We start from the raw sequence: 25793 nt of genomic DNA on the forward strand, positions 1-25793 counted from the left end.
ACCCTTAGCGGCAATGCTGCTGGGGGTATTCCTTTTCAGAAAGTTGTTGTGCATATCGATACCCTCTGTCTAATAAAATAGAGTAGGAGGTGGAGGGAATGCAGAACAGGAAGGTTGGACCTTTTGCTCTTTTTTTTATGCTGCTATTATGGGCCTTTGTAGTTTTCGGACCTATCTATTTTTTACTATGCAAACCAATACCAGATTATATGGTTGATCATAAAGAAGTCAGTCCATGGAAAGGCGTTATTACTTTATGGGATTATCCGCGATTGGATGCTTCAACCGGCAGTCGGTACGGGTGGATCAGCGGGAAAATAAAGGCATTTGAGAAAGCAAATCCAGGGGTATACATAGAGCTGACACCTATTGATTTTGCATCTGGACCCATTCAATTGGAGACTGCCGTCAGCACTGGGGAAGTACCGGATATTGCACCTGTGGCAGCTGATTATGGCATTGTTTCAAGAAAACTGCTGGAGCCTGTAGATAGTTTTCTGACGAGAGAGGAACAGGATGATTATAAAACCCAGGCGATTGCAGCTGTTCGTTATGAGGGGAAAACTTGGGGTTTTCCCTGGATGATGACTACCTATACGATGCTTTTGAACAATGATTTGTTTCGTGAAAAGGGAGTAGAACTTCCCAGGGATGGAAACTGGACCTATGATGAATTTGTTGATGCATTAAAAGCACTGACTTTTGACAGAGATGGAAATGGGAAAATGGATTGTTATGGTTTTAATAGCTTTATCGATACCTATGCTTATAATTTGTGGGGAATTCTGCTGGGTGACGGGGCTGAAATCTTTGATGAAGAGAATCTGATTTATCGCTTTGATGATGACCGTGCAAAAAAAGGGTTGCAAAAGCTGGTAGATCTCAAGCAGCTACATAAAGTTACACCAGACAACTTTGGAGAAAACACGGAAAACCAAGCATGGTTGACTTTCTATAGAGATAAATCGGTGGCTGTATATCCTGCCGGAACCTGGACCGTAAATACGCTAAACCGGCTTAGACAGCAGGGTGCAGGCTTTGAATTTTCAGTAGCTAACTATCCTATCGGTGAGAAAGGGCTTCCTGTATCGGTTTCTGCCAATGTGTCGGCCTACGGAATTTTTAGGCAGGAAGACCCGGCAAAACTGGAGATGTGTGTTAAGTTTTTAAAATTCATTACTGATGAAAAAAGTCAGCAAGAACTCCATCGACTGGGGGTTTTTCCGGTGAAAAAGAGCGCAGGAAATATCTATGAAAATGACCCGATGATGTCTACCATAGAGAAGAGTCTTCCCTATACGCAAAATCTGCCTAGACATCCCTACTGGACGACCATTGACGGAATTCTTCAGAGTCAGATTCGACAAGCGGTATTAGGAAAGAAAACTGTAGAGGAGGCAATCGCAGATGCCAAATTTAAAATAGATGCTTTTTTAGAAATGAAGCGAAAAGAAGGACAGGGACACCGATAAAAAAGCGAGTTTTCCTTGTATTTCATTAGGTAAAGAGGTATACTAAATGTGATTCATTCAAAGATTAAAAAAGAAATGATGAGGAGTGGAATCAGTGAACATAGAAATCATTCAACAGAAGCTTCTGGAGAAAGTTCATATAGATCATCTGCGTATTAATGAGTATATGTCTAAGCATACATCTTTTAAAATCGGAGGGCCTGCGGATATTATGGTGCTGCCGGCTACACTAGAGGAGCTAAGACACGCTCTGGTCACCTGCAAGGAATACAGCATACCTTATCAGATCATCGGAAACGGCAGTAATCTTCTTGTGAGGGATAAAGGAATCCGCGGTGTAGTTATCAAGATAGCAGAAAACTTTAATGCTGTAAAAATAGAAGGTAATATTGTTAAAGCTCAGGCGGGAATTTTATTATCCACATTGTCAAAGAAAATCATGGAATATGCCTTAGAAGGCTTTGAATTTGCCAGTGGCATACCTGGAACTCTTGGGGGTGCAGTTGCCATGAATGCCGGTGCCTATGGCGGAGAAATGAAGGATGTGCTTCGTGGAGCCGCCCTAATGGATGATAGAGGAAATGTAGTATATTTAGATAAGGATGCCTTAGAATTAGACTATAGAAACAGCATTGTTTTAAAGAAGGGCTATATTGTACTGGAGGCGGAAATCGCATTGCAGCCGGGAGATATAAAAAAGGTTAAAGAAATAACCGATGACTTGACCTATAAGCGTACCTCCAAGCAGCCGCTGCATCTGCCTAGTGCGGGCAGTACATTTAAAAGACCTCCTGGATATTTTGCAGGCAAGCTGATCGAGGATTCCGGACTAAAGGGTGTCCGGGTCGGGGATGCACAGGTATCGGATTTGCATTCCGGCTTCATCGTCAATGTAGGAAAAGCAACTGCAGAGGATGTATTAAATCTTGTAGGCTTAGTACAAAAAGTGGTACGGGATAAATTTGGTGTTGACCTGCATCCTGAAGTAAGAATCATTGGAGAAGAGTAAGGGAATTTTTTAGGGGGAAATCTATGAATTGGAGTGAAACCAATGAAGATTGTTGCAGATTATCATACCCATACGAAGTATAGTCATGGTAAAGGGACTATCGAAGAAAACGTTCAGGTAGCTATCCGGAAAGGATTAAAAGAGGTTGCCATTGCCGATCATGGGCCAAAGCATATAGGCTTTGGAATTAAGAAAAAAGATCTGGAAAAGATGCGTAAAGAGATTGACCAGATCAACAGAAGCACAGATAAAATCAAAGTAAAGTTAGGTATTGAGGCAAATATTATCGGCCTTGATGGAAAAATAGATGTAGATCAGGAGATGCTGAAGCATTTGGATATTCTACTGGCAGGCTACCACTTTGGGGCACTGCCGGAAAATCTAATAGATGGTACAAAAATCCATGCTTACAACCTATTGGCCAAGCACCTTCCTTCTATTGTGAATAAGTCTAAGATTCTAAATACCAAGGCTGTGGTAGCAGCAGTGCACAATAATGCTATTGATGTAATTACCCATCCTGGAGCAAAAGCTCACATCGATACGAAGGAATTGGCAAAAGCAGCTGCTGCGAGAAATACCGCCTTAGAGATTAATAGCAGTCATGGTCACCTGACCATTGAATATATTAAGGTGGCTATGAAGGAAGGCGTAAAATTTGTGGTCAGCAGCGATGCTCACAGGCCTGAGGATGTGGGAAATACAAAGCCTGGCTTGGATCGTGCCATTGCTGCCGGTGTACCTGTTCATCAAATCTTAAACGCAGAGGAATAATAAAAGGGGGATTCTATGAAATTTGTAATTATTACGGGATTGTCAGGTGCAGGGAAAAGTCAGGCTATGAAAAGCATGGAAGACCTAGGATTCTATTGTGTAGATAACCTGCCCGCATCCCTAATCCCGAAGTTTACAGAGTTATGTTTACATGCCCAAGGAGATATTGATAAGGTTGCTCTGGTAATCGATATCCGCGGCGGACGTTTTTTTGATGATCTATTTGAAAATCTGGACATGCTTAGACGTGTTGGGTATGAGTATGAAATCCTGTTTTTGGAGACTTCTGATGAGGTGTTGATCAAGAGGTTTAAGGAATCCCGACGAGACCACCCCCTAAGTCCTGGAGATCGGATCATCGAAGGTATTACTGCTGAAAGAAAGAAACTGGCAAGGTTGAAGGAAATGGCCCATTATATCATTGATACTTCCAAACTGACTCCTGCTAACCTAAAGGAAGAAATCAACCAAATCTTTATGCAGGGCATCAAATCCAGTAACTTAACCATATCTATCCTTTCCTTTGGGTTTAAAAAAGGCATTCCATTGGACGCGGATTTAGTTTTTGATGTGCGCTTTCTGCCCAATCCCCATTATATAGATGAGCTGCGGGACTATACAGGAGATGATCAAAACGTTCGGGACTATGTTATGAAGTGGCCTGAGAGCATTTCCTTTGTGGAAAAGCTGAAGGATATGATCGATTTTCTCATACCCCTATATATTAAAGAGGGCAAATCACAATTGGTAATAGCCATTGGCTGTACAGGCGGAAAACATCGATCTGTGACCATTGCCAACATATTGTATGAAACCCTGAAAGAGAAAGGGCATAGGGCCATGATCAACCACAGGGATTCAGTAAGAACGGTAGGGAGTAACTAGATATGAACCTTACGGATTGGTTAAAGCCGGGGTTGAAAATAAAACGATGGATTGCATTAGGGGTAATGGGAATTTTTTTAGTGTCTATGGGAATATATCCCATCATAAGTTATGTATTAGGTGAAAAAACACTATCTAGCCATGCTTTGGGCATGTTGTTTCTAGGCAGCTTGTTTGTAGGTATTGCAGTAAAGCGAGGCCTTCTGTCTGTTTTGAACATCCTGGATATTCCGGGGGAAGGAACCAGCTATCGGAGCCGCATCGACAAAAAACTTTACGATAAACGGGTTCTGATGAGGGGGCCTAAGGTCGTAGTAGTCGGCGGGGGCACAGGACTCTCTATCCTATTACGGGGTATTAAAAAATACACCCTAAATATCACGGCCATTGTTACAGTGGCAGATGATGGTGGTGGCTCTGGGAAGCTAAGAGAAGATTTAGGCATGCTTCCACCGGGGGATATCCGCAACTGTATACTTGCTCTGGCAGATACAGAGCCGATTATGGAGCAGCTGCTGCAATATCGGTTTTCTGAAGGAAGCTTGAAAGGACAAAGCTTTGGAAATTTATTAATAGCTGCCATGAATGGCATATCAGATAATTTTGAAGAAGCTATCGGAAAAATTAATGATGTTCTGGCTGTTACAGGGAAAGTATTGCCCGTCACTACCGAGGATATTATCCTATATGGAAAACTAAAAAACGGTAAAGTGATCAAAGGTGAATCCCAAATTCCAGTAAAAGCAAGGGAGTATGAGAGTGAAATCGATCAGGTTTTTATAAAACCGGATCATGTAAAACCATTAAAGGAAGCAATAGAGGCTATAAAAAATGCAGATGTGGTGATTTTAGGACCGGGAAGCCTTTACACCAGTGTCATTCCCAATCTCTTAGTCAGGGATATTGCCGAGGCAATAAGAAAGACCTCTGCCATGCGGGTTTATGTGGCCAATGTGATGACTCAGCCCGGTGAAACCGACGGCTATGGTGTCTGGAAGCACTTAGAAGCTATTGAGGCTCACATGAAAGGGCAGGTCATAGATTATGTGTTTATAAACAATGAGGCAGTACCTCTGGAAGTGCTGGAAAAGTATGAAAAAGACGGGGCTACGCCTGTTTTGCTCAATCAGGAGGACCGGGACCGGATCATGAAGGCGGGCATTCGTATTCAGGAAGGCAGATTCCTTGAGGTAAAAAAACAGTATATACGACATGATACCGACAGACTTTCAGAGCAGATCATCAAGCTGGCGCTAGAAGAAAAATATGCTACAGATAAGATCCGGATTTTGGATTATTATTTTTTTCATGATAAATTGAAAAAAGTAAGCAGAAATTAGGAGATCACTGAAAAGTCCAGGTTTTGTCATTCTGAATGAAACGTAGTGAAATGAAGAATCTTTGAAGTGGCTTAAATGCTTAGATTCTTCGCTGTGCTCGGAATGAAAATCCTGTGAACACAAGGTATTATTTGATTTTTTCAGCAGTCTCGAAATTAGTCTTCAAAATTTAACCATTATATGTTATGACTTGGTTTTTCAAAACAAGAACTTATGAAATCAATGATTTCATAAGTTTTTTTCTGAGAACCTACACATAATATAAGAAAAGATTATAAAAGCAAGAGGATTTTTATATAGAAGGTAGAATAATATAGGAGATACAAAAAAATTTTAAGCAATAAAATTAATTTATAACACCTGAGGACAGTAATTTATAACTAAGGGAGGTTTATAGAATGAGCATTAGAAAGGCTGAACCATTCAAAATTAAAATGGTTGAACCCATCCGTATGATTTCTAGGGAGGAAAGGGAGAGGGCGCTGATTGAAGCTGGATATAACCCTTTTGCCTTGAAAGCGGAAGATGTATATATCGACCTGTTAACTGACAGTGGTACCGGTGCCATGAGCGATGCACAATGGGCGGGGATGATGATTGCCGATGAATCCTATGCAGGCAGTAAAAGCTTCTATAAGCTGGAGGCATCGGTACAGGACATTATTGGGTATAAGTATGTGATTCCAGCCCACCAGGGAAGAGGAGCAGAGCAGGTAGTATTTCCGAGCTTAATTAAAAACAAGGGTGATTATGTATTAGGAAATATGCACTTTGATACTACCAAGGCCCATATAGAAATAGCCGGCGGCAGGGCCATCAACATGATCGCCGAAAAAGCCTTTGATACTACAACCTATGACGATTTTAAAGGAGATTTTGATCTTGAAAAGCTGGAGGATTTTATTAAGACCCATGGGGCTGAAAAGATTGGCTTAATCGTTGTTACGGTAACCTGCAACTCTGCCGGCGGGCAGCCGGTTTCTATGGCAAATATCCGTGGTGTAAAGAGTATAGCGGATAAGTACGGTATAAAAGTAATCATTGACGCAGCACGATACGCTGAAAATGCTTATTTTATCAAGATGCGTGAGTCCGGCTATCAAGACAAGTCCATAAGGGAAATTGTAAAAGAAATGTTCAGCTATGCCGATGGGTTTACAATGAGTGCTAAAAAAGATGGATTAGTAAATATGGGTGGATTGATCGGCATCAAGGAAGATGAGGAGCTTTATACGCTTTGTCGATCTACTATCGTTCCTATGGAAGGTTTCCCAACCTACGGGGGCTTATCCGGAAGAGATATGGAAGCATTAGCGGTGGGAATGCAGGAAGGTGTAGAGTTGGATTATCTGGAATACCGAATTGAGCAGGTGAAATATTTAGGGGATCGATTGATGGAGGCGGGTGTACCGATCCAATATCCAACAGGAGGCCATGCGGTTTTCGTAGATTGTAAAAAAATCTGTCCCCATATCCCCTATGACCAGTTTCCCGCCCAGGCAGTCTGCAATGCCGTATATTTGGAGGCTGGTGTAAGACCTGTAGAAATTGGATCTTTCCTTCTGGGAAGAGATCCGGATACGGGAGAAAATTTGGAATCACCCCTGGAATTGATGCGGCTTACTATTCCTCGAAGGGTATATACCAATCGTCATATGGATGTAGTAGCCGACGCGGTCATTGAAGTATTTAAGAATGCAGATAAACTGGTAGGATTGACTTTCCAATATGAGCCAAAGGTGTTGAGACATTTTACAGCCAAGCTAAGACCAGTGAAGTAAATCAAAAAACAAGCGGCATATTAGTGCCGCTTATATTTTTCATCCAGCATTTTAGATATCAATTCTCCAGCGGTCCGCTTGGTTAAATTTTCTAAGTTAACTGATATTCCAAGTGTTCCAGAAAGCTTTTTAATCGTATCCAGCTGTCTTTGTGTAGGTGGGTCCTCAGATACAGGGGGCTCTATAGATGGATTCGGTAATTCCCCGCCGATACCGGTATCCTCTAGGTCCTTCAGGTCAAGCTCCTCAATAGCTGTCATTCCGATATTCGTAAAGTCCCTTAAAGCCCTAGCCTTTGCCCTCGTAGACGCCATGCGAATGATGTGGGGCGTTAAGGTGCTGCGCACAGAATTGGGACTGGCATCCCCAAAATCGGTAAAAACTTTATCCTTTGTTTTCACCGTGGCTTTACATACCGCTGTATAGGCATTATCTTGTGAAGGAAGCTGAACCAGGTCTACGGTTATGGATTCCAGATCCTGTTGGTGGGCCAAGTCCAGGAGGCCCTCATAGGTTACAAAGTTTTTGCCCTGAAGATTAATAATAAATCTTTCGTGAATAGACATTTTTTCACCTGCTTTTTATTCTAATTCTTATTATTATTTTTTCTAAGAAATACAGGAATAACCGAGGGCAAATGTGTATAATAAGATGCAGTCTAACAAATTTGGTTTTTTTTAGGTGCAAGGAAATTTAAAACTTTTTCATGTAATTTAACATTGAAAGGCATAGGGGATTATGGTAATTTATTATATATAGACATTTGGCAGGAAAATAGGCCTAGACGAAGAATCGAATAAAAGAACAAAAGATTGTTTCAAATAGAAGGAGTGGACGTTGTGAGGGAAGAGATCAGCTCAGGAGGTGTCGTTGTTTTCGGAAATGCCATTTTACTGCTCAGAAAATATAATGGAGACTGGGTTTTACCTAAGGGTAAGGTAGAAATTGATGAGGAAACCAGTAATGCAGCTGTGAGAGAGGTATTTGAAGAAGGCGGTGTAAAGGCCGAGGTGCTGAGATATTTGGGAAAGATCAACTATTCTTTTAAAAATAGTTGGCAGGACCACGAAACGGTAAATAAGACGGTTCATTGGTATTTAATGAAAGCACGCAATATGGAATGTATACCTTTAAAAGATGAAGGATTTATTGAAGCAAAATTCGTGCATATGAACCGGGCAATTGAGCTGGCAAAATACGATGATGAGCGGGAAATTATTGAAAAAGCCATAAAACAGATAGAGAAAGACCTCACCGGCCGGTGAGGTCTGCTTATTATACGTTGCTACTGAGGAATGAAGGTTGAGCATAAAGCATCGTCGCTATTATGAGCCATATCTCTGTGTTTAGGGTTAACCTCAATTTTATCTGCATGGCAATAATCATTTTTGTAAAAACGGCAGTTTTCTACATGACACATTACTTCCATTCTAGGATGTTGTCCTCCTTGCATTCTTTTACACCTCCTCGTTGGTTTCATATATATTTTGTGTCTTTTAAAAAAAAATATTTCATACAAATATTACACAAAATAATAAACAAAGGATTTGTATTCTTAATAAAAAATTAATAGAAAAATTTTTAGATTGTGTTATAATATATGAAATATATAATATTGTAGTAAATAAACGATAAAAGCATCATTGTTCATAAAGCAGGTGATTAGATGTCCTTTTCCATGAAGACGAAAAACGAATTGGCAAGAATTATTCCCGAGGAATCCTGCTGTCAATTGGCTCAATTGGCTGCAATGATCCGTATGAGCGGTACAATCCAGCTGGCGGGATTTCAAAAAGTAAATATAAAGATTGCAACAGAGAATGCGGCGGTTGCACGAACAATCTTTAAACTTTTGAAAAAATCCTTCGGAATTCATACGGAACTGATGGTTAAAAAGAATAAGCTGCTAAAGAAGAATAATCACTATATGATGACCATAAACAGTGATGCAGGGGCAAACGATATCCTTAAAACGGTGAAAATACTACAGTTGAGTGATGAACAGTTTACCATTGAGCATGGAGTACCGTGGGAGCTGGTAGAATCCAGGTGTTGCAAACGCGCCTATTTACGGGGTGCTTTTCTGGGAGCAGGATCTGTCAGTGACCCAGAAAAGGCTTATCATTTGGAGTTTGTGACCGCCAGCGAGGAACATAGCGAGGGCTTAAAAAACCTCATCAATGAATTTGAGCTAGGCGCAAAAATTATACAGAGAAAGCAGAGCTATGTAGTATACTTGAAAGAAGGGGATCAGATTGTAGATTTGCTAAATATTATGGGTGCCTATTCTGCTCTGCTGAATCTAGAAAATATACGAATCTATAAACAGGTACGCAATAATGTGAATCGCATCGTAAACTGTGAAACTGCAAATCTTAGTAAGATTGTAAATGCATCCTTGCGTCAGATTGAAAATATTGAATACATTCAAAAAACAGAGGGTTTTCGAATTTTGCCGGAAGGACTCCGGGAGATTGCAGAACTAAGACTGCATTATCAGGATGCCAGTTTAAAAGAACTGGGCAACATGTTAACACCACCTGTAGGAAAATCGGGTGTAAATCACAGATTAAGAAAAATAGATAAAATTGCTGAAAAATTGAAGCATAAAAAGGGGGATATGTAAATGGTGAATCAAGAGGTTATAGTAATCAATAAACTTGGACTACATGCAAGACCGGCAGCATTGTTTGTACAGACTGCAAACAAGTTCGCATCAGATATCATGATTGAAAAAGGTACGAAAAAAATCAATGCAAAAAGTATCATGGGTGTGATGTCTCTCGGCGTTGGAAAAGGTGAAAAAATTGTTATTCAAGTTGACGGACCTGACGAGAGTGAAGCTTTGAGTGCTTTAGTCCATCTTGTAGAGGTAACGCTGGCAGATATGTAAGCTGCTCCAATAGGGAGCAGCTTTTTTTGTAAAAATAGTAGAAAAGTCCTTATAATAAATAATAAATATGAAAAGGATTATTTATAGTTTTGTCGAAATCTATGTAAATAATAGCAATTGGTGTAAGTTATTACAGAATTGGTACGAATGATGACAGAATAGCGGAGGGCATCATGCGAAAGCTCAAGGTGGATTACATAAGGCAGGGAATGATGGTAGCAAAGAACATCTACGATAAAGAGGGACAGATATTGCTTTCCTCCGGAATGCCTTTGAGACCATCCTATATCATTAAACTAAAGGACGCTGGGATTAATGAAATATATGTGATGTCTGAAACGGAAGAAGATACAATTTTTCAGGATGTCATCAGTGAACAGACCAGAGTAGATGCAAAAAAGCTAGTGCGGGAAACTATGGGAAAAGTAAGCATAGGGCAAGAGCTTCAGATGGAGAAAGTATTGGTGATGGTAGAGGAACTGCTGGAAGAGCTTCTAAACCAAAAAGATATCATGCTGAGTTTATCGGAGATCAGGTCTGTAGATGAATATACTTTTGGACATTCAGTAAATGTGTGCGTCCTATCAGTGATTACAGGAATTGCCTTAGGATATCCTAGGGAAAAACTAAAAATCTTAGGGATTGGTGCGCTGCTTCACGACATAGGAAAAACGTTAATTCCTTTAGAGATATTGAATAAGCCTGGAGCGCTGACTTCAGAAGAATATAGCATTATTAAGGGCCATTCGAGGCTGGGATACGAAGTTTTGCGGAAGTGCCCGCAAATCAGTGAGGAAGCTGCCTTCATTGCATTGACCCATCATGAACGCTATGATGGCATGGGGTATCCCAAAGGTATAAAGGGAGAAGGACTTTCGGAGTATGCTAAGATTGTGGCTATAACCGACGTATACGATGCCATGACCTCAGATCGCGTCTATAAAGCAAAAATGAAACCCCATCAGGCCATTGAATACCTTATTTCTATGGGGAATCACCAGTTTGATTATGAGATCGTCAAAACATTTACCCGACATGTGGCCAGTTATCCCATTGGGACCATGGTGATGCTAAACAATGGCTATAAAGGTATTGTTTCAAGTATTGATAAAAACTTTCCCCACCGTCCGCAGATTCGCTATGTATTTGATCCCTCCGGTATCAGGTGTAGGGAAAAGAGCATATTGAATCTAGCCCAAAATCCGTCAATTACTATTGTAGATATATTAGAGAATCTTGAATAAGTTTGGTATAATAATAGGTATGAAGGAACTTTCATATCTATTTTTTTACTGCACGGGAGAATGAATATGACTAAAAATGAACAAATATTAGAATATATTCGAAGTATTGCCATAGGCACTAAGATTTCTGTTCGCCAGATCGCAACGGATATGGGGGTAAGTGAAGGCACCGCTTATAAAGCTATCAAAGACGCAGAATTGCTGCAGTTGGTTAGTACTATGCCTAGAGTTGGAACCATTCGGGTCGAAAAGATAGAAAAAAAAGGTATTCAAAAGCTTACCTTCGCAGAAGTGCTGCATATTGTAGAAGGCACCGTTCTAGGCGGCCATGAGGGGATCTATAAGACCTTTAATAAGTTTGTTATCGGGGCTATGGCCATTGACGAGATTAAGCGCTATCTTTCTGACGGGGATATGCTGATTGTAGGGAATCGTGATGATGCTCATAAGCTGGCTTTGGACAAGGATTGTGCTGTACTGATCACTGGCGGCTTTTCCTGTAGAGATGAGATCAAGAGAATTGCCAATGAAAAAAAACTTCCGATTATCTCTACTAGTCATGATACCTTTTCTGTAACCTCCATTCTTAACAGAGACATTCATGAACGGCTGATTCGCAAGGAAATCCTCATGGCAGAGGATATTATGCCAAAGGATCTGTACTACATTGAAGGTACCCAAAGTGTAGGGGACTTGAAAAAAAAGATTCGGGACACAGGACACAGCCGTTTTCCAGTAGTAGATAGCAATAGACAGGTTATCGGTATTGTGACGCCAAGAGATATAGCGGAAGCAAAGGACCATGATTTAATTAAAAACCTCATGACCCAGGAGCCTATCATCATTTCCAAAGATACCCCTGTTGCCTATATCTCCCATGTGATGATCTGGGAAGGCATTGAAATGATTCCATTGGTAGAAGGAAAAAGGCTTGTGGGAGTGATCACGCGACAAGATGTCATTCGCGGACTAAAATACATCAGAAGTCAGCCCCATTTAGGAGAAACCTTTGAGGACACGCTGCTCCATCACTTTAAAATCGAAGAAACAGAAAAGGGGATTCGATTGGTAGGAGATATAACCCCGATGATGCTTAATGAATTGGGTATAGCCAGTGCCGGTGTTTTGGTTATGCTGATGTCAGCAGCCGGTTCCTTTGCAATTAAAAAAGAAAAACAGCTAGATAGCGTTATCGACAGCTTTATGATCTATTTTATCCGTCCGCTGCAAATGGAAAATACTATAGAGATCTATGCTGAGATCATCAATGTAGGTAGAAAGTTCTATAAAGTAGATATATTTGTAAAACATCAGAAGGAGATTGTATCTAAGGCTATGATGTCTGCTAAAATACTTAAAAAATAATCAAGAAAGGAGGCTGCCTATGGGAGAGTTTGTTCATTTGCATGTTCATACAGAGTACAGCTTATTGGATGGTTTTGCTAGAATTAAAGACCTGGCTGCAATGACAAAGGATATGGGAATGAAGGCGATTGCCATTACCGATCATGGCTCCATGTTTGGTGTCATTGATTTTTATAAGGAAGCAAAAAAGCATGGCATCAAGCCAATCATTGGCTGTGAGGTATATACTGCGGCAAGAAGAATGATAGACCGAGACCCGGTAAAGGACAAAAACCAAGGTCATTTGGTTTTGCTTGCAAAGGATATGACCGGCTATAAGAATATCATGAAGATCGTTTCATTAGGCTATACAGAGGGCTTCTATTATAAACCCCGTATTGACCTGGAGGTTTTGGAACGGTATAGTGAAGGAATCATTGCCTTAAGCGCTTGCCTGGCTGGACAGGTACAGCGGGAACTCCTAAATGGCAGCTTTAGGGCAGCAAAAGAAACGGCTCTTAGACTGGAAGACATTTTTGGAAAAGGCAATTTTTATTTAGAACTGCAGGATCATGGATTGGAAGAACAAAAAACTGTCAACCGGGAATTAATCAAATTAAGTCAAGAGACAAAAATTCCTTTAGCTGCTACCAATGATGTCCATTATCTAAGAAGAGAAGATGCAGACAGCCATGACATTTTGCTGTGCATTCAAACAGGAAAAACCCTGCAGGATAAGGAGAGATTAAAATTCCCCACCGATGCCTTTTATCTGAAATCCCCTGAAGAAATGGAAGCTCTTTTTTCATATGTACCGGAGGCATTGAAGAATACGGTTAAAATAGCGGAAATGTGCCAGGTAGACTTTGATTTCAATCAGATCCATCTTCCAAAGTATGATGTACCGGAAGGGGAAGAGCCAAAGGAATATCTCTATCATCTTTGTCATAGGGGTTTGAGAGAACGATACGGGGAAAGGGCAGAGGATCTTAAAGAAAGATTGGACTATGAGCTTAATACGATCGTTGATATGGGGTACGTAGAATATTTTCTGATTGTATGGGATTTTATACGGTATGCAAAAGAAAACAACATCATGGTAGGTCCGGGGAGAGGCTCCGCAGCAGGAAGTATTGTAGCTTATGTGCTGGGTATCACAGATATAGACCCCATCAAATATAATCTGATTTTTGAAAGGTTTTTAAATCCTGAACGGATCAGTATGCCGGATATTGATATTGACTTCTGCTTTGAACGAAGGCAGGAAGTCATTGACTATGTTATTCAAAAGTACGGACAGGATAAGGTAGCTCAGATTATCACCTTTGGAACCATGGCTGCCCGGGCAGCTATACGGGATGTAGGAAGGGCTGTCAACCTTCCCTATGCAGAGGTAGATGTGATTGCAAAACAAATTCCTATGCAGCTGGGGATGACCATTGACAAAGCCTTGGAAGTGAGCCGATCCCTTAAAGACCTGTATCAGGAGGATGAGCAGGCCAAATACCTCATCGATGTGGCCAGAGCATTGGAGGGGATGCCTCGCCATGCTTCAACCCATGCGGCAGGAGTGGTGATTTCTAAGGAAGCGATAGATGAGTATGTACCTCTGTACATGCATGAGGAGAGTATTACCACCCAGTTTACTATGGGTACCCTGGAAGAATTAGGTCTCTTAAAAATGGATTTCCTGGGACTAAGGAACCTGACAGTAATACGGGATGCACTGGACTTAATTGAAAAAAACCAAGGAGTCAAGCTTGATTTTTCCAACAGCAATTATGACGATCCCAGGGTTTATGAGCTGATCAGCCGGGGAGATACCCTAGGAGTATTTCAGCTGGAAAGTGCAGGGATGCGTCAGTTTATGAAGGATTTAAAACCCGATAATTTTGAAGATATCATTGCAGGAATTTCACTCTTTCGTCCCGGCCCTATGGAATCTATTCCCCGATATATAAAGTATAAAAATAATCCTCAGTTAATCCAATACCTGCACCCCAAACTGGAGCCGATCCTCAATGTGACCTACGGATGCCTGGTATATCAAGAGCAGGTTATGCAAGTAGTAAGAGATCTAGGTGGTTACAGCTATGGCCGCAGTGACCTGGTGCGCAGGGCTATGGGCAAGAAGAAAATGGATGTTATGGAGCAGGAGCGAAAGTACTTTATTTACGGCAAAACCGATGAGCAAGGAAACATCGAGATTGCTGGGTGCATACGCAACGGGGTGCCTGAGGAAGTGGCCAGCCGGATTTATGATGAGATGATTGACTTTGCAAAATATGCCTTTAATAAATCCCATGCTGCAGCCTACGCAGTTTTAGGTTATCAGACCGCTTATTTGAAGTGCTATTATCCGGTGGAGTTTATGGCGGCACTGCTGACCAGCGTAATGGGTAATACTTCTAAAGTGGCCCAATATATACAGGACTGTAAAAAAATGAACATTCAGATCCTCCCTCCAAGCATTAATGAGAGTGAGGCTAAATTCACTGTAGAAAAGGGAAAAATCCGGTTTGGGTTAATGGCTGTTAAAAATGTTGGTTTGGGGATCATCGATGCCATCGTGCAGGCAAGAAGGGCAAAGGGACGGTTTATCAGCTTTATGGATTTTTGTGAGAAGGTGGACTCCAAAGAGGTCAATAAAAGGGCTATTGAGAGTCTCATTCGCTGCGGTGCCTTTGACCACATCGGTGCCAACCGGGCCCAGCTGCTGGCTATCTTTGACAGAGTAATTGATGGAATTCAACAGGACCGCAGGAGGAATATTGAGGGCCAAGTTTCATTGTTTTCTAACTTTGATGAGGTTTTACCAGAAACAGTAAAAGAAGATGTGCTGCCAAATGTAGCAGAATTTCCGCCGAAGATGCTTTTAGCCATGGAAAAGGAAACCACAGGACTATACATTACAGGACATCCTTTGGCAGAGTTTGAAGAAGAGATCCTCCGGCTCTCCACCGTAAATACAGGAGAATTAATTGAATTAAAAGAAAACGATGAAAACAGCGATCTGCGGGATGGTGCCTACGTCCGTCTGGCAGGATTGATTATCCATCGTATCAATAAGACTACCAAAAACAATAAGCTGATGGCATTTATTACTTTGGAGGATTTATATGGTACCGTTGAAGTATTAGTCTTCCCCAATGTGTATGATAAGTCAGCGAATTTGCTCTATGAGGATCAGGCAGTGATCATAGAAGGCAGAATTACCATGAAGGAAGAGGAAGAACCTAAACTGATTGCAGAAAAAATACTGCCCCTGGTAAAAATGGAGAATTCTTATAATGGCCTGTCTCTTACCATATCCAGGGAAAAGGGACTTCAAGTGATCGAAAAACTAAAGCCAATACTTCATCAATCGAAAGGTAATGTGCCTGTATATATCTATATTGAAGAACAAAATAAAAAACTAAAAGCTAATTCAGACCTATGGGTGCAAATCAACAGCGGATTGATAGAAGAATTGAGAAAGATACTTGGAACCGATTGCGTAAAGGTCTCTTAAGTCTGTACTATACATGAAAAAGAAGGTAAAAGAAAATAATATTTAGGAAGAAATCTGATTTCATCGCCAGATGTATTGAAATTTGACAAAAATTGAATTAAAATAGTAAGAAAAATCAAGTACTTCAAAAGGGAGGGCCAGTCAATGTGGACAGTAGTATATATGGCTCATAACCAAGCAGATGGTGAAAAGATAAAGGATCTTTTAGGCAGTGAAGGGTTTTTAGTAAAAATCAGAGCAATCGGAAAAGAAGATGACAGGGTCTATGAGGTTTTGGTTCCCAATGGGGAAGTACAGGAAGCACATGATGTATTGGTGGATTTAGGATATTAGCAATTATGATATCATAAGGGAAAGTCTCATCAAGAGGGGCTTTCCCTTAAGAAATATGTAGGCATTTATCATATTTTATTCAAATTTGATGCAAGGAGGGATACAATGCAAAAAATCGGGGTTCTTACCAGTGGTGGGGATTCACCGGGAATGAATGCTGCTATTCGAGCAGTTGTACGAGCAGCTATTTATAATGGTCTAAAAGTTGTGGGGATCAAAAGAGGCTATGAAGGTTTGATCAATGGAGACATAGAGAACATGAGCCTTTCTTCAGTAGCTGATATCATTCACCGGGGTGGGACAATGCTGCGTACTGCACGCAGTGAGGAATTCAAAACAGAAAAAGGGTTCAACAAGGCTTTAAATGTAATCAACATCTTTGGAATTGATGGTATTGTAGTCATAGGAGGAGATGGATCTTTCAAAGGAGCAGAAAAGCTGAGTCAAGCTGGGATTCCTACTATTGGGTTACCTGGAACCATAGACAATGATCTGGCTTATACAGAATATACTATAGGTTTTGATACAGCTGTAAACACAGTATTAAATGCCATAAGCAATATTAGAGATACCTCCACTTCTCATGGTAGAGCGAATATTATCGAGGTAATGGGCAGACACTGCGGGGATATCGCCCTGTATGCAGGGTTAGCTGGAGGTGCGGAGAGTATCATCGTACCGGAAGAGAATTTTTCCAGCGATGAAATCTGCAAACGGCTGATTCAGGGACGCAATAGAGGGAAATTACATAGCATCATTATTCTTGCAGAAGGTGTTGTAAAGAACTCTTATGAACTGGCTGAAGAAATCGAAGAGAAAACAGGTATAGAGACGAAGCTGACTATTTTAGGCCACATACAAAGAGGGGGAAGCCCTACCGCCTTTGATAGAATATTGGCCAGTCGTATGGCTGGAAGAGCCGTAGAACTGATGCTGCAAAATAAGAGCAGCAGAGTAATCGGCATCAAAGGCAGCGAAATTATTGATATGGATATTTCAGAGGCATTGACCATTGAGAAGAAGCTAAACCAAGATATGTATCGATTAGCAAAAGTATTGTCTATATAAAAGGGGGTACATGGTAATGAGAAAAACGAAAATCGTTTGTACGATTGGCCCGGCCAGCGAGAAGCCTGAGGTTTTGAAACAGTTGATTGATCATGGTATGAACGTTGTAAGATTAAATTTTTCCCACGGAAGCCATGAAGAGCATTTGGGCAGAATCAACACAGTTAAAGCAGTAAGAAGAGAGATGAACGTACCTGTAGCGATATTGTTGGATACAAAGGGACCGGAAATAAGAACCGGTAAATTTAAAGATCCGGAAGTATTGCTGGAACAGGGTAAAGAATATATCTTAACCACTAGAGATATACTTGGAGATGCCACAATTAGTAACATCAGCTACGAAGGTTTGCCGGCAGATGTTGTGCCTGGAGATAGAATTCTGATTGATGATGGTCTTGTTGAGTTGGAAGTGCTAGAGGTTGTTAATGATACAGATATTCGTTGTCACATAAATAATTCGGGTACGATAAAGAACCACAAGGGCGTAAATGTTCCCGGGGTAAAAATCAATTTGCCCGCTATCACCAAAAAAGATGCAGATGATATTATTTTCGGTATCCAAAACGGAATTGACTTTATTGCAGCATCCTTTGTAAGAAAACCCCAGGATGTATATGAGATCCGTAGAATTTTAGAAGAACATAATGCTGCGGATATACAGATTATTTCAAAAATAGAAAATCAGGAGGGTGTCGATAATATCGACGATATTATTGAGGTTTCTGATGGTATCATGGTCGCGAGAGGAGACCTGGGGGTAGAGATCCCAACAGAGCAAATCCCCCTTGTTCAAAAAATGATCATCAAGAAATGTAACGCTGTGGGAAAACCTGTTATAACTGCCACACAAATGCTTGACTCTATGATCCGCAATCCTAGACCGACCCGGGCAGAAGTTACTGATGTTGCCAATGCAATCTTTGATGGTACTGATGCGATCATGCTGTCAGGAGAAACTGCAGCAGGAAAGTATCCATTAGAATCTGTAAAGACCATGGCCAATATCGCCAAGACTACAGAGGACTCTTTGGATTATAGAAGCATACTGAAAGAAAAGGGTGTAGGTAAAGAGAAGAGCATCACCGATGCAGTGAGCCATGCAACTTGTACCAGTGCACAGGATTTGGGTGCTTCAGCTATCATTACTTCTACATCATCAGGTTTTACCGCCAGAATGGTATCTAAGTTCCGGCCAAAGGCACCGATCATTGCAACTACTACAAGTCACCGTGTAGCGAGACAACTGGCATTGACCTGGAATACTTACCCAATCGTCACGGGAGAAGGCGAATCAACAGATGAGGTGTTTGATCTAGCTATCAAAGAAGCTCTAAAGCATAAATATATCAAATGTGGAGATTTGATTGTGATCACTGCCGGGGTTCCTGTTGGTGTAGCAGGTACAACCAATACTATTAAGGTACAAATTGTGGGAGAGGTACTGCTGAAAGGAATGGGCATTGGAAAGAAAGCTGCCATTGGTAAGGTTTGCGTGGTAAAAGATGCCAAAGAAGCAGCAGAGAAATTTGAAGAAGGCAATATACTGGTAACTGCAGCTACTGATAGTGACATGGTGCCGTTTATGGAAAAGTCTGCTGCTATTATTGTTGAAGAGGGCGGCTTGACTTCCCATGCCGCCATTGTAGGCTTACATTTAGGGAAACCTACAATTGTTGGAGCAGCAGATGCAACATCAATCCTTAAGGATGGTGGAACCATAACGGTAGACAGCATTAGAGGATTGGCTTATAGAGGAAAAGCAAATGTACTATAATATACCAAAATAACCGGGGGTCTCTCCGGTTATTCTTTTATAGATGCAGAATGAAGGAAAAACAAATTGATATGCAGAATAATGATTAGACATACTATTATTGACAAGGAATAAGGAGGATTTTTAATGCATATCAATGATGCAAGAGTTCGCGTTCGATATAAGGAAACAGACCAAATGGGCGTTGTATATCACGGAAACTATTATACATGGTTTGAAGTAGGAAGAGCAGAGTTCTTCCGGTCCTTAGGCTACACCTATAAAAAGTTGGAGAAGGAGGGCATTATCATGCCTGTCATTGAAAGCCAATGCTTTTATAGGGATCCTGCCAAATATGACGATGAGCTGATGATTCGTACGAGGATCAAGAAATTAAAAGGAGTACGGCTGGAGTTTGCCTATCAAATTATCAGAAGAGTGGATGAAGAGATTTTGGCCGAAGGAAAGACGGTTCATGCCTTTGTAGATAGGCAGTTAAAGCCAGTAAATTTTAAAAAAGTCAATCCAAGCATGTGGAAGCTGTTGCAAGAATGTATAGAGGAGTGATCAGAAATGTTTATGCGTTTGCTGCTGATGTTTACCTTAGTACCCTTGATAGAGCTGTATATTTTACTGAAATTAAATAAATATATTGGTTTAGGATATACCTTCGCTATTGTGATCCTCACAGGGATTGCAGGAGCGTATCTGGCTAAATCTCAAGGAAGACAAATCTGGTTTCGCTTGCGTTATGAGATGAATGAGGGCAGAATGCCGGGAGAAGAGCTGATCAATGGTCTATGTGTACTAGTGGGCGGAGCGATGCTCCTGACACCGGGAATTTTGACCGACAGCCTTGGATTTATCCTGGTTATACCTGGGACCCGGGAATTGGTAAAGATATTTATTAGAAAGAAACTACAACAGATGATGGAAAGTGGAAACAATACTATTTATTTTAGAAGATTTTAAATAAAAAATTTCAGTGCTTTAACAAACTTTAACTGGTATAAAATTCAAATTTATGTATAATAATCTATAATAGCTTTTTGATAACTAAAAAAGGTGATAACTGATTCTTCTATTTATTTTTGAATGGCACAGGCTACAGGTGCCTTATTTTTTGTCAAAAATAAGGCCTGAGGGATTCACAAGCCAATAAAACAATATCCTTAAAACGCAGTATAATTGTAGAGAACAGCCCCTGTGACTTTTCTAAAAGAAAAAGAGCAGACTTAAGCCTGCCCTAATAATACATCTGTAGGGAACGACGACCCTGGAGACCACTGAAAAAGTCCTGGTTTTTGTCATTCTGAATGTAACGAAGTGAAATAAAGAATCTTTGAAGTGGCTTAAATGCTAAGATTTTTCGCTGCACGCAGAATGACAATCATATGGATATAAGGTATTATTTGACTTTTTAGTGACCTCCGACCCTGTCGTCCCGTAAATATAAACTTTATTTCTCAGGGTTAATAAATAGTGGTCTTTTTATTGCCTGGGAAAGATTAATCCCCGCAAAGGAATCTACTGCATTTCCATCGACCTTGATCTGTATTCTGTCAATCCCTTCGATGCTGGTAAAGCTATAAGCCATTGCATCAATCATCATTCTTTGCAAATCTACACGGTTGGGGTAGGCGCTTAAAAACTCTTTGTTTAAATTCAGCACCAGAACTTTGTTTTGAACGGTAAAGTCGAGAAGTTCAATTTTATCGGGAATAACAGCTTTTAAATTTGGAACGACGGTTCCTTGTACTTCAGCAGTTTTTAAGCCTGAGAGCATCTCCTGAATAAGAACATTTCTATCCTTTGACTGCATTGGATACGGAACAAGCATCATTCGTTCTTTTTGATTGTCATAAGCCAGATACGTTTTTGGTGCCTTGCTCGCAGTAAGGATTGTACGGGTACCTATGCCATGGAACAATTCGTCAGATTCTTTACCATCTACCAAAAACTTAACTCGATTAATACCAGAGATAGCAGTCAAAGATTCAATCAGGCTGTCAGCAGAGAGACTTGCAATACTTGAGCCTTGAACAGCTTGAACAGCATTGGCGGCCCAGTTAATCGTCAGAAGATCCTTGCTGACACTAAGCTTCTTTAACTCTGGAACAGGCAGAGCTGCCAGTCCTAAAGATTGATCAGGACCTTTACGCAATTGATCAATTACTGTACGCAGTACTGCACGATCATATGGAACAATACGAGTGATAGGGACTAGATAATAGTATTGATCGCTCTCGGCAAAATGCAGATTTAATGCCATGGTACCCTTAGCCAACTCGTTAACCGCCGGGATATATTTTGCAATAGAGACATAGGATACATTTATTATAAGTGGTTTGACCTTTTTAGCTTGCTCTGCCAGAGAACGAATATGGAAAACATACTGCCCGTTTGGTAAGTTAAGTTTCTGTTGGGACAGATCTATGGTATAAATTAATTTTTCTTCCATGGCACTTGAAGTTTCATTGGAGGCTGTAATCAGACTAGTGCCGTCTATTGCTGCAATCTGCTGATTGTCTTGAAATATCTCTATGGATAGCCTCTGTTCCCCTTGGTAAGTAAGGTCCGTTGGTTTAACACCATGAATTTCAAACAGAAATGTTGAAGGATTTTCTAAGCTATCGCTATTTAAATCCGTAACATATGATATACTTGTATTCGTAGATGGGAGTGGGATGGAGAAGTTGTATGCATCTACATTTACAGGGATACCAGAAGCTGTAATACAAATAATAAAGACGAGAAACAGATTAAAAACGGATCTAAGCATGTAATCACTCCTTTGTCCATTGGAGCTTGTCCCGCAAGCACTCTTATTATCATTATAAGGCATAAAGACAAAAGGGAAAAGTATTACCCTCTAACATATTTAACCAATAACAGATAATTTAGAGCAAAAACCCAAAGGGTTCGACAAATCAATAGATCAATATATGAGGTGAATAGAATATGAGCATTAAACTGCTAAAGAAGAATGAAAAGCATCTGATTACTATAGAAGATATTGGCCATAACGGGGAAGGCATCGGGCGTATCGAAGGAATGACTGTATTTGTGGAGGGTGGTGTACCCGGCGATCTGCTAAAGATTAAGATTATCGAGGTGAAAAAGAACTATGCAAAAGGAGAGCTTATAAAGGTTGTTAAGCCTTCGGAGCATAGGATTCAGCCTGTCTGTCCTATAGCAGAAATCTGCGGAGGCTGTCAGATTCAACAGATTGATTATAGTGCTCAGTTAGAGTTAAAGACCAACAGAGTGCGGGCCAACATCGAAAGAATCGGAAAGCTGGAGAATGTAATCATACATAATACCATCGGCATGGAGACACCTGCCCGTTATCGAAATAAGGCTCAGTTTCCCATAGGCAGATCAGGACAACAGGCAGTTATCGGATTTTATAAGAAAGGCAGCCATGAGATCATAGACACAGAGAGTTGCTACATACAGCATGAAATCAACGATCAGCTAATATCTCTTATGAAGGCATATATTGAAAAACACCAGGTCTCTACTTATGATGAAAAAACTGGACAGGGTCTGCTGCGACACGTTCTCACAAAGGTAGGCTTTTCCACAGGAGAAATAATGGTCATCCTGGTAACCAACGGAAAAGAGCTGCCAGGAAAAGATGCATTGATTGAGGATTTGACTGCAAACATACCCGGGCTTAAGAGCGTTGTACAAAATATTAATACCAAGAAGGGAAACACAATCCTAGGACAAGAATGCATCACCCTCTATGGCAGTGATCAGATTGTAGATACATTAGGAAAGTTGAAATTTAATATTTCGCCCTTATCTTTCTTCCAGGTCAATCCTATGCAGACGGAGATACTCTACGGCAAAGCACTGGAGTATGCCGGGTTGACTGGAGCAGAGCGGGTTTTCGATGTCTACTGTGGTATCGGCACCATCTCGTTATTCTTAGCCAAAAAGGCCAAGCATGTCTATGGCATTGAGGTAGTAGAAGCTGCCATTGAGGACGCAAAGGAAAATGCGCGAATCAATGGCATTGAAAATGTCACCTTTTATGCAGGGGAGGCAGAGGAAGTGGTGCCAAAGCTGTATAAAGAGGGAATAGAGGCAGATGTGGTAGTAGTGGATCCGCCGAGAAAGGGATGCGATGAGAAGGTATTGGATACTATCGTAAGGATGAATCCAGAGAGAGTAGTTTATGTATCTTGCAATCCAGCCACACTTGCAAGGGATCTGAGATATCTGGAGGATTGGGGGTATCATACTGTAGAGGTACAGCCGGTGGATATGTTTCCTCATACACCTCATACAGAATGTGTTTGTCTAATAGTGAGGAATGACAAGGGTTTCAAGGATTTATAAAATAAAAAGAGGGTGGTTTTTCCACCTTCTTTCCACCATAATTTTATTGTGGGTGGCAAATTTTTTCGAATATATCAACCGTATTCTTTGACATTTTTTCTGTTGCGTGTGTGTAGGTTTCCATTGTGGTTACAAGCCTGGAATGACCAAGCCTTTTCTGAACATCCTTCATGTTTGCACCATTTTCAATTAACAGGGTGGCATGAGTATGCCGCAAAGCATGGAAGTTGAATTGAATCATCAATTCATAATTTATTACCCTGCTGCAATATTTAATGCTTTCAGGTGTTACCAAACCGCCGCTTTCATTAGTACAGATAAAATGAACTTGGGCATCAGTAGTTTTATAATCCTTTGTTCCATCAACAAAATAAATTCTGTCATTCTTATCAACATAATAAAAATTATAGAATTGACCACACTTCAAGCGGTTTTCAGCTTGCCATTTCTTATGCTTCTTTAAAATATCAACCAGTGTATCACCAATAGGTATTTTTCGTCCAGATGAAGCGGTTTTGGTTGTTCCAAAATACCATTGCTTCCCTTTTTTAAGCAAGATTCTGTTTATATTAATAACCTTGTTTTCCAAGTCAATATCATCCCAAGTCAAAGCACAACATTCACCAACTCTTGTTCCTGTATGGTATGCAATTTGTAATGGAATATAGAAAGAACTTCCCTGGGGGAATCTTTCAATGATTCTTTTGAATTCATCCTGGGTGATAACCCTTCTGTCAGTTTCAGCTTTCATATTTTCATTCTTTGGCAGCTTCACATATTGCATTGGGTTTTCCCTGATGAATTTATAAGGGAAAACAGCCGCTTTGAATGAACCTGAAAGAACAGAAACGATATTAACCATGTAATGCTTTGTAAAACCCATAGTAGATTTTTCATTTACAAATTGTTGAAGTACAGCAGGGGTAACAGATTTTAATTTATATGAACCAAGAGATGGTTTAATGTGATTCTCAATGATTCTTTTATAACCATCAATGGTATTATATTTACAGTTCATTTCAACATAGTTCTTTAACCAATAATCCATATAATCTGCAACAGAAATTTCACTTGGTTCAAATAACAGACCAGCATTTTCATATTCCTGAAGTGCCTTTCTTAAAGCTGCTTCAGCTTCCTTCTTGGTTTTACCGCCTTTCCTTTCAATCTTTTTCCTTTTACCATCAACCTTGCCTAAATCAAAATAGTAATACCAATTGTTACCACGTTTTCTTACTCCACCTTGCATAAGTAAAAACCACCTTTCTTTAAATTGTTCCAAAGGTGATTAAATGCTATAATTATATTGGGTTATTGCATTTATCCCTTTGGGTAAATGTATCCTTGAATTTCCCTTGGTGCTGCAACACCAGGGGTTATTTTTTTTTATGCCTTTTCTGATTTTTTGAAGATTTCAAAGGCAATTGATTTTTTAATGGTATTGCAAAAAACTTCAAATTCATCTTCTGAAAAAGTAGTGCTTACATCATCTTTACTTAAAGTAATAATAAAGGATTCAGCACCTTCTTCATGACCAACTGTTTTTTCAATACGAACAAGGTATTTGATTGATTCCAAGTATTTAACAAAACAAGATAATTCTTCAGTTTGGTCAGCAAGGAAAGTACTTTCTTCTTTCCTTTCCATTGGTACATCATAACCCATCAACCAACCTTCACTTACTCCCAAAGCCTTTGCAAGATGTAGAGTGTATTAGATTTGCTGGACACGTAGAAAGGTTGCTATAATAAACATAGAAAGGACGTGTTTCAGCTATGAGTAATAAAAAAAATTTACTGATGACTATAAAAAAGAAATGGTGAAGCTTATTACTGAATTAGGCAAAAAACCAACTGATGTAGCCAGAGATATCGGTGTTACTCCTACTACAATTAGAAGGTGGGTAACGGAATATAGCTTACATGGAGAAGATGCTTTCCCAGGGAAGGGAAATCTTCGACCATTGGATGCAGAGCAAAAAAGACTAGAAAAAGAAATTAGAGATCTTAAGGAAGAAAATGCTATTTTAAAAAAGG

Annotated in this window: 24 protein-coding genes; 19 read left to right on the plus strand and 5 right to left on the minus strand. The window is 40.3% G+C overall.

Annotation, left to right across the window (positions count from 1 at the left end):
- The first annotated feature begins 98 nt into the window (after positions 1–98).
- The 6 genes from BUB56_RS10295 to BUB56_RS10320 all read left to right on the plus strand — a co-directional run bounded on the left by BUB56_RS10295 (position 99) and on the right by BUB56_RS10320 (position 7261).
- Positions 99–1472: an ABC transporter substrate-binding protein gene (locus BUB56_RS10295; RefSeq protein ID WP_207650426.1), complete on the plus strand. Its 1374-nt coding sequence runs from the start codon at positions 99–101 to the stop codon at positions 1470–1472.
- A 94-nt stretch (positions 1473–1566) separates the two neighbouring features.
- Positions 1567–2481 carry a UDP-N-acetylmuramate dehydrogenase gene (murB, locus tag BUB56_RS10300; RefSeq protein ID WP_110941235.1) on the plus strand — a complete coding sequence of 305 codons (915 nt, stop codon included), beginning with the start codon at positions 1567–1569 and terminating at the stop codon, positions 2479–2481.
- 42 nt (positions 2482–2523) lie between these two features.
- Positions 2524–3255 carry a PHP domain-containing protein gene (locus tag BUB56_RS10305; protein ID WP_110941236.1) on the plus strand — a complete coding sequence of 244 codons (732 nt, stop codon included), beginning with the start codon at positions 2524–2526 and terminating at the stop codon, positions 3253–3255.
- 15 nt (positions 3256–3270) lie between these two features.
- Positions 3271–4140 carry an RNase adapter RapZ gene (gene rapZ, locus BUB56_RS10310; RefSeq protein ID WP_110941237.1) on the plus strand — a complete coding sequence of 290 codons (870 nt, stop codon included), beginning with the start codon at positions 3271–3273 and terminating at the stop codon, positions 4138–4140.
- A 2-nt stretch (positions 4141–4142) separates the two neighbouring features.
- Entirely contained in the window at positions 4143–5480 is a 1338-nt protein-coding gene (locus tag BUB56_RS10315; protein ID WP_110941238.1) for a gluconeogenesis factor YvcK family protein, read from the plus strand.
- A 398-nt stretch (positions 5481–5878) separates the two neighbouring features.
- On the plus strand, positions 5879–7261 hold the full coding sequence (locus BUB56_RS10320; RefSeq protein WP_110941239.1) for a tryptophanase: 1383 nt from the start codon (positions 5879–5881) through the stop codon (positions 7259–7261).
- A 20-nt stretch (positions 7262–7281) separates the two neighbouring features.
- Here BUB56_RS10320 and BUB56_RS10325 read toward each other — a convergent pair whose 3' ends face one another.
- Complete coding sequence (locus tag BUB56_RS10325) at positions 7282–7827, minus strand: hypothetical protein (RefSeq protein WP_110941240.1); 546 nt, start codon at positions 7825–7827, stop codon at positions 7282–7284.
- Positions 7828–8100: 273 nt separating this feature from the next.
- On the opposite strand from BUB56_RS10325, the gene BUB56_RS10330 reads away from it, so the two are divergent.
- Positions 8101–8526: an NUDIX hydrolase gene (locus BUB56_RS10330; RefSeq protein ID WP_110941241.1), complete on the plus strand. Its 426-nt coding sequence runs from the start codon at positions 8101–8103 to the stop codon at positions 8524–8526.
- 20 nt (positions 8527–8546) lie between these two features.
- Here BUB56_RS10330 and BUB56_RS10335 read toward each other — a convergent pair whose 3' ends face one another.
- The gene (locus BUB56_RS10335; RefSeq protein WP_110941242.1) at positions 8547–8714 is read right to left on the minus strand and encodes a DUF1540 domain-containing protein; all 168 of its coding nucleotides are present in this window, start codon (positions 8712–8714) and stop codon (positions 8547–8549) included.
- Positions 8715–8927: 213 nt separating this feature from the next.
- On the opposite strand from BUB56_RS10335, the gene whiA reads away from it, so the two are divergent.
- The 10 genes from whiA to BUB56_RS10385 all read left to right on the plus strand — a co-directional run bounded on the left by whiA (position 8928) and on the right by BUB56_RS10385 (position 20379).
- Positions 8928–9887: a DNA-binding protein WhiA gene (gene whiA / locus BUB56_RS10340; RefSeq protein WP_110941243.1), complete on the plus strand. Its 960-nt coding sequence runs from the start codon at positions 8928–8930 to the stop codon at positions 9885–9887.
- A complete protein-coding gene (locus BUB56_RS10345) occupies positions 9888–10154 on the plus strand; it encodes an HPr family phosphocarrier protein (RefSeq protein WP_110941244.1) in 267 nt (88 codons plus the stop codon).
- A 173-nt stretch (positions 10155–10327) separates the two neighbouring features.
- Entirely contained in the window at positions 10328–11398 is a 1071-nt protein-coding gene (locus tag BUB56_RS10350; protein ID WP_110941245.1) for an HD-GYP domain-containing protein, read from the plus strand.
- A gap of 66 nt (positions 11399–11464) precedes the next feature.
- Positions 11465–12763 (plus strand): DRTGG domain-containing protein, encoded by a 1299-nt coding sequence (locus BUB56_RS10355; RefSeq protein WP_110941246.1) that lies wholly within the window; start codon positions 11465–11467, stop codon positions 12761–12763.
- A 19-nt stretch (positions 12764–12782) separates the two neighbouring features.
- Positions 12783–16253, plus strand: a complete 3471-nt coding sequence (locus BUB56_RS10360; protein WP_110941247.1) for a DNA polymerase III subunit alpha — start codon at positions 12783–12785, stop codon at positions 16251–16253.
- Positions 16254–16397: 144 nt separating this feature from the next.
- Positions 16398–16586, plus strand: coding sequence for a hypothetical protein (locus BUB56_RS10365; RefSeq protein ID WP_110941248.1), 189 nt, complete (start codon positions 16398–16400; stop codon positions 16584–16586).
- Between the two features lie 105 nt (positions 16587–16691).
- The gene (gene pfkA, locus BUB56_RS10370; RefSeq protein WP_110941249.1) at positions 16692–17654 is read left to right on the plus strand and encodes a 6-phosphofructokinase; all 963 of its coding nucleotides are present in this window, start codon (positions 16692–16694) and stop codon (positions 17652–17654) included.
- Positions 17655–17670: 16 nt separating this feature from the next.
- Positions 17671–19428 carry a pyruvate kinase gene (pyk, locus tag BUB56_RS10375; protein ID WP_110941250.1) on the plus strand — a complete coding sequence of 586 codons (1758 nt, stop codon included), beginning with the start codon at positions 17671–17673 and terminating at the stop codon, positions 19426–19428.
- A 126-nt stretch (positions 19429–19554) separates the two neighbouring features.
- The gene (locus tag BUB56_RS10380) at positions 19555–19974 is read left to right on the plus strand and encodes an acyl-CoA thioesterase (RefSeq protein ID WP_110941251.1); all 420 of its coding nucleotides are present in this window, start codon (positions 19555–19557) and stop codon (positions 19972–19974) included.
- 6 nt (positions 19975–19980) lie between these two features.
- Entirely contained in the window at positions 19981–20379 is a 399-nt protein-coding gene (locus tag BUB56_RS10385) for an FxsA family protein (RefSeq protein ID WP_110941252.1), read from the plus strand.
- A 487-nt stretch (positions 20380–20866) separates the two neighbouring features.
- On the opposite strand, the gene BUB56_RS10390 is transcribed toward BUB56_RS10385, so the two are convergent.
- Complete coding sequence (locus BUB56_RS10390; RefSeq protein ID WP_190014398.1) at positions 20867–22189, minus strand: GerMN domain-containing protein; 1323 nt, start codon at positions 22187–22189, stop codon at positions 20867–20869.
- A 191-nt stretch (positions 22190–22380) separates the two neighbouring features.
- Between BUB56_RS10390 and rlmD the strand changes: the two genes are divergently transcribed.
- Entirely contained in the window at positions 22381–23757 is a 1377-nt protein-coding gene (rlmD, locus tag BUB56_RS10395; RefSeq protein WP_408606954.1) for a 23S rRNA (uracil(1939)-C(5))-methyltransferase RlmD, read from the plus strand.
- Between the two features lie 43 nt (positions 23758–23800).
- Here rlmD and BUB56_RS10400 read toward each other — a convergent pair whose 3' ends face one another.
- Together BUB56_RS10400 and BUB56_RS10405 are read right to left on the minus strand one after the other, a co-directional pair.
- On the minus strand, positions 23801–25006 hold the full coding sequence (locus tag BUB56_RS10400) for a site-specific integrase (RefSeq protein WP_110941254.1): 1206 nt from the start codon (positions 25004–25006) through the stop codon (positions 23801–23803).
- A 137-nt stretch (positions 25007–25143) separates the two neighbouring features.
- A complete protein-coding gene (locus BUB56_RS10405; protein ID WP_110941255.1) occupies positions 25144–25422 on the minus strand; it encodes a hypothetical protein in 279 nt (92 codons plus the stop codon).
- Between the two features lie 151 nt (positions 25423–25573).
- On the opposite strand from BUB56_RS10405, the gene BUB56_RS10410 reads away from it, so the two are divergent.
- Positions 25574–25793: transposase (locus tag BUB56_RS10410; protein WP_190014402.1), on the plus strand; the 220-nt coding region annotated here is incomplete at its 3' end.

This window comes from Geosporobacter subterraneus DSM 17957 (genome assembly GCF_900142145.1).
GTDB classification, from domain to species: domain Bacteria; phylum Bacillota; class Clostridia; order Peptostreptococcales; family Thermotaleaceae; genus Geosporobacter; species Geosporobacter subterraneus.

Bases quoted from the DNA above. Each gene is read 5' to 3' on its own strand.
- BUB56_RS10295 (WP_207650426.1), top strand. From the start codon at position 99: ATGCAGAACAGGAAGGTTGGACCTTTTGCTCTTTTTTTTATGCTGCTA.
- BUB56_RS10305 (WP_110941236.1), top strand. From the start codon at position 2,524: ATGAAGATTGTTGCAGATTATCATACCCATACGAAGTATAGTCATGGT.
- rapZ (WP_110941237.1), top strand. From the start codon at position 3,271: ATGAAATTTGTAATTATTACGGGATTGTCAGGTGCAGGGAAAAGTCAG.
- BUB56_RS10315 (WP_110941238.1), top strand. From the start codon at position 4,143: ATGAACCTTACGGATTGGTTAAAGCCGGGGTTGAAAATAAAACGATGG.
- BUB56_RS10320 (WP_110941239.1), top strand. From the start codon at position 5,879: ATGAGCATTAGAAAGGCTGAACCATTCAAAATTAAAATGGTTGAACCC.
- BUB56_RS10325 (WP_110941240.1), bottom strand. From the start codon at position 7,827: ATGTCTATTCACGAAAGATTTATTATTAATCTTCAGGGCAAAAACTTT.
- BUB56_RS10335 (WP_110941242.1), bottom strand. From the start codon at position 8,714: ATGCAAGGAGGACAACATCCTAGAATGGAAGTAATGTGTCATGTAGAA.
- whiA (WP_110941243.1), top strand. From the start codon at position 8,928: ATGTCCTTTTCCATGAAGACGAAAAACGAATTGGCAAGAATTATTCCC.
- BUB56_RS10345 (WP_110941244.1), top strand. From the start codon at position 9,888: ATGGTGAATCAAGAGGTTATAGTAATCAATAAACTTGGACTACATGCA.
- BUB56_RS10350 (WP_110941245.1), top strand. From the start codon at position 10,328: ATGCGAAAGCTCAAGGTGGATTACATAAGGCAGGGAATGATGGTAGCA.
- BUB56_RS10355 (WP_110941246.1), top strand. From the start codon at position 11,465: ATGACTAAAAATGAACAAATATTAGAATATATTCGAAGTATTGCCATA.
- BUB56_RS10360 (WP_110941247.1), top strand. From the start codon at position 12,783: ATGGGAGAGTTTGTTCATTTGCATGTTCATACAGAGTACAGCTTATTG.
- BUB56_RS10365 (WP_110941248.1), top strand. From the start codon at position 16,398: ATGTGGACAGTAGTATATATGGCTCATAACCAAGCAGATGGTGAAAAG.
- pfkA (WP_110941249.1), top strand. From the start codon at position 16,692: ATGCAAAAAATCGGGGTTCTTACCAGTGGTGGGGATTCACCGGGAATG.
- pyk (WP_110941250.1), top strand. From the start codon at position 17,671: ATGAGAAAAACGAAAATCGTTTGTACGATTGGCCCGGCCAGCGAGAAG.
- BUB56_RS10380 (WP_110941251.1), top strand. From the start codon at position 19,555: ATGCATATCAATGATGCAAGAGTTCGCGTTCGATATAAGGAAACAGAC.
- BUB56_RS10385 (WP_110941252.1), top strand. From the start codon at position 19,981: ATGTTTATGCGTTTGCTGCTGATGTTTACCTTAGTACCCTTGATAGAG.
- BUB56_RS10390 (WP_190014398.1), bottom strand. From the start codon at position 22,189: ATGCTTAGATCCGTTTTTAATCTGTTTCTCGTCTTTATTATTTGTATT.
- BUB56_RS10400 (WP_110941254.1), bottom strand. From the start codon at position 25,006: ATGCAAGGTGGAGTAAGAAAACGTGGTAACAATTGGTATTACTATTTT.
- BUB56_RS10405 (WP_110941255.1), bottom strand. From the start codon at position 25,422: ATGGGTTATGATGTACCAATGGAAAGGAAAGAAGAAAGTACTTTCCTT.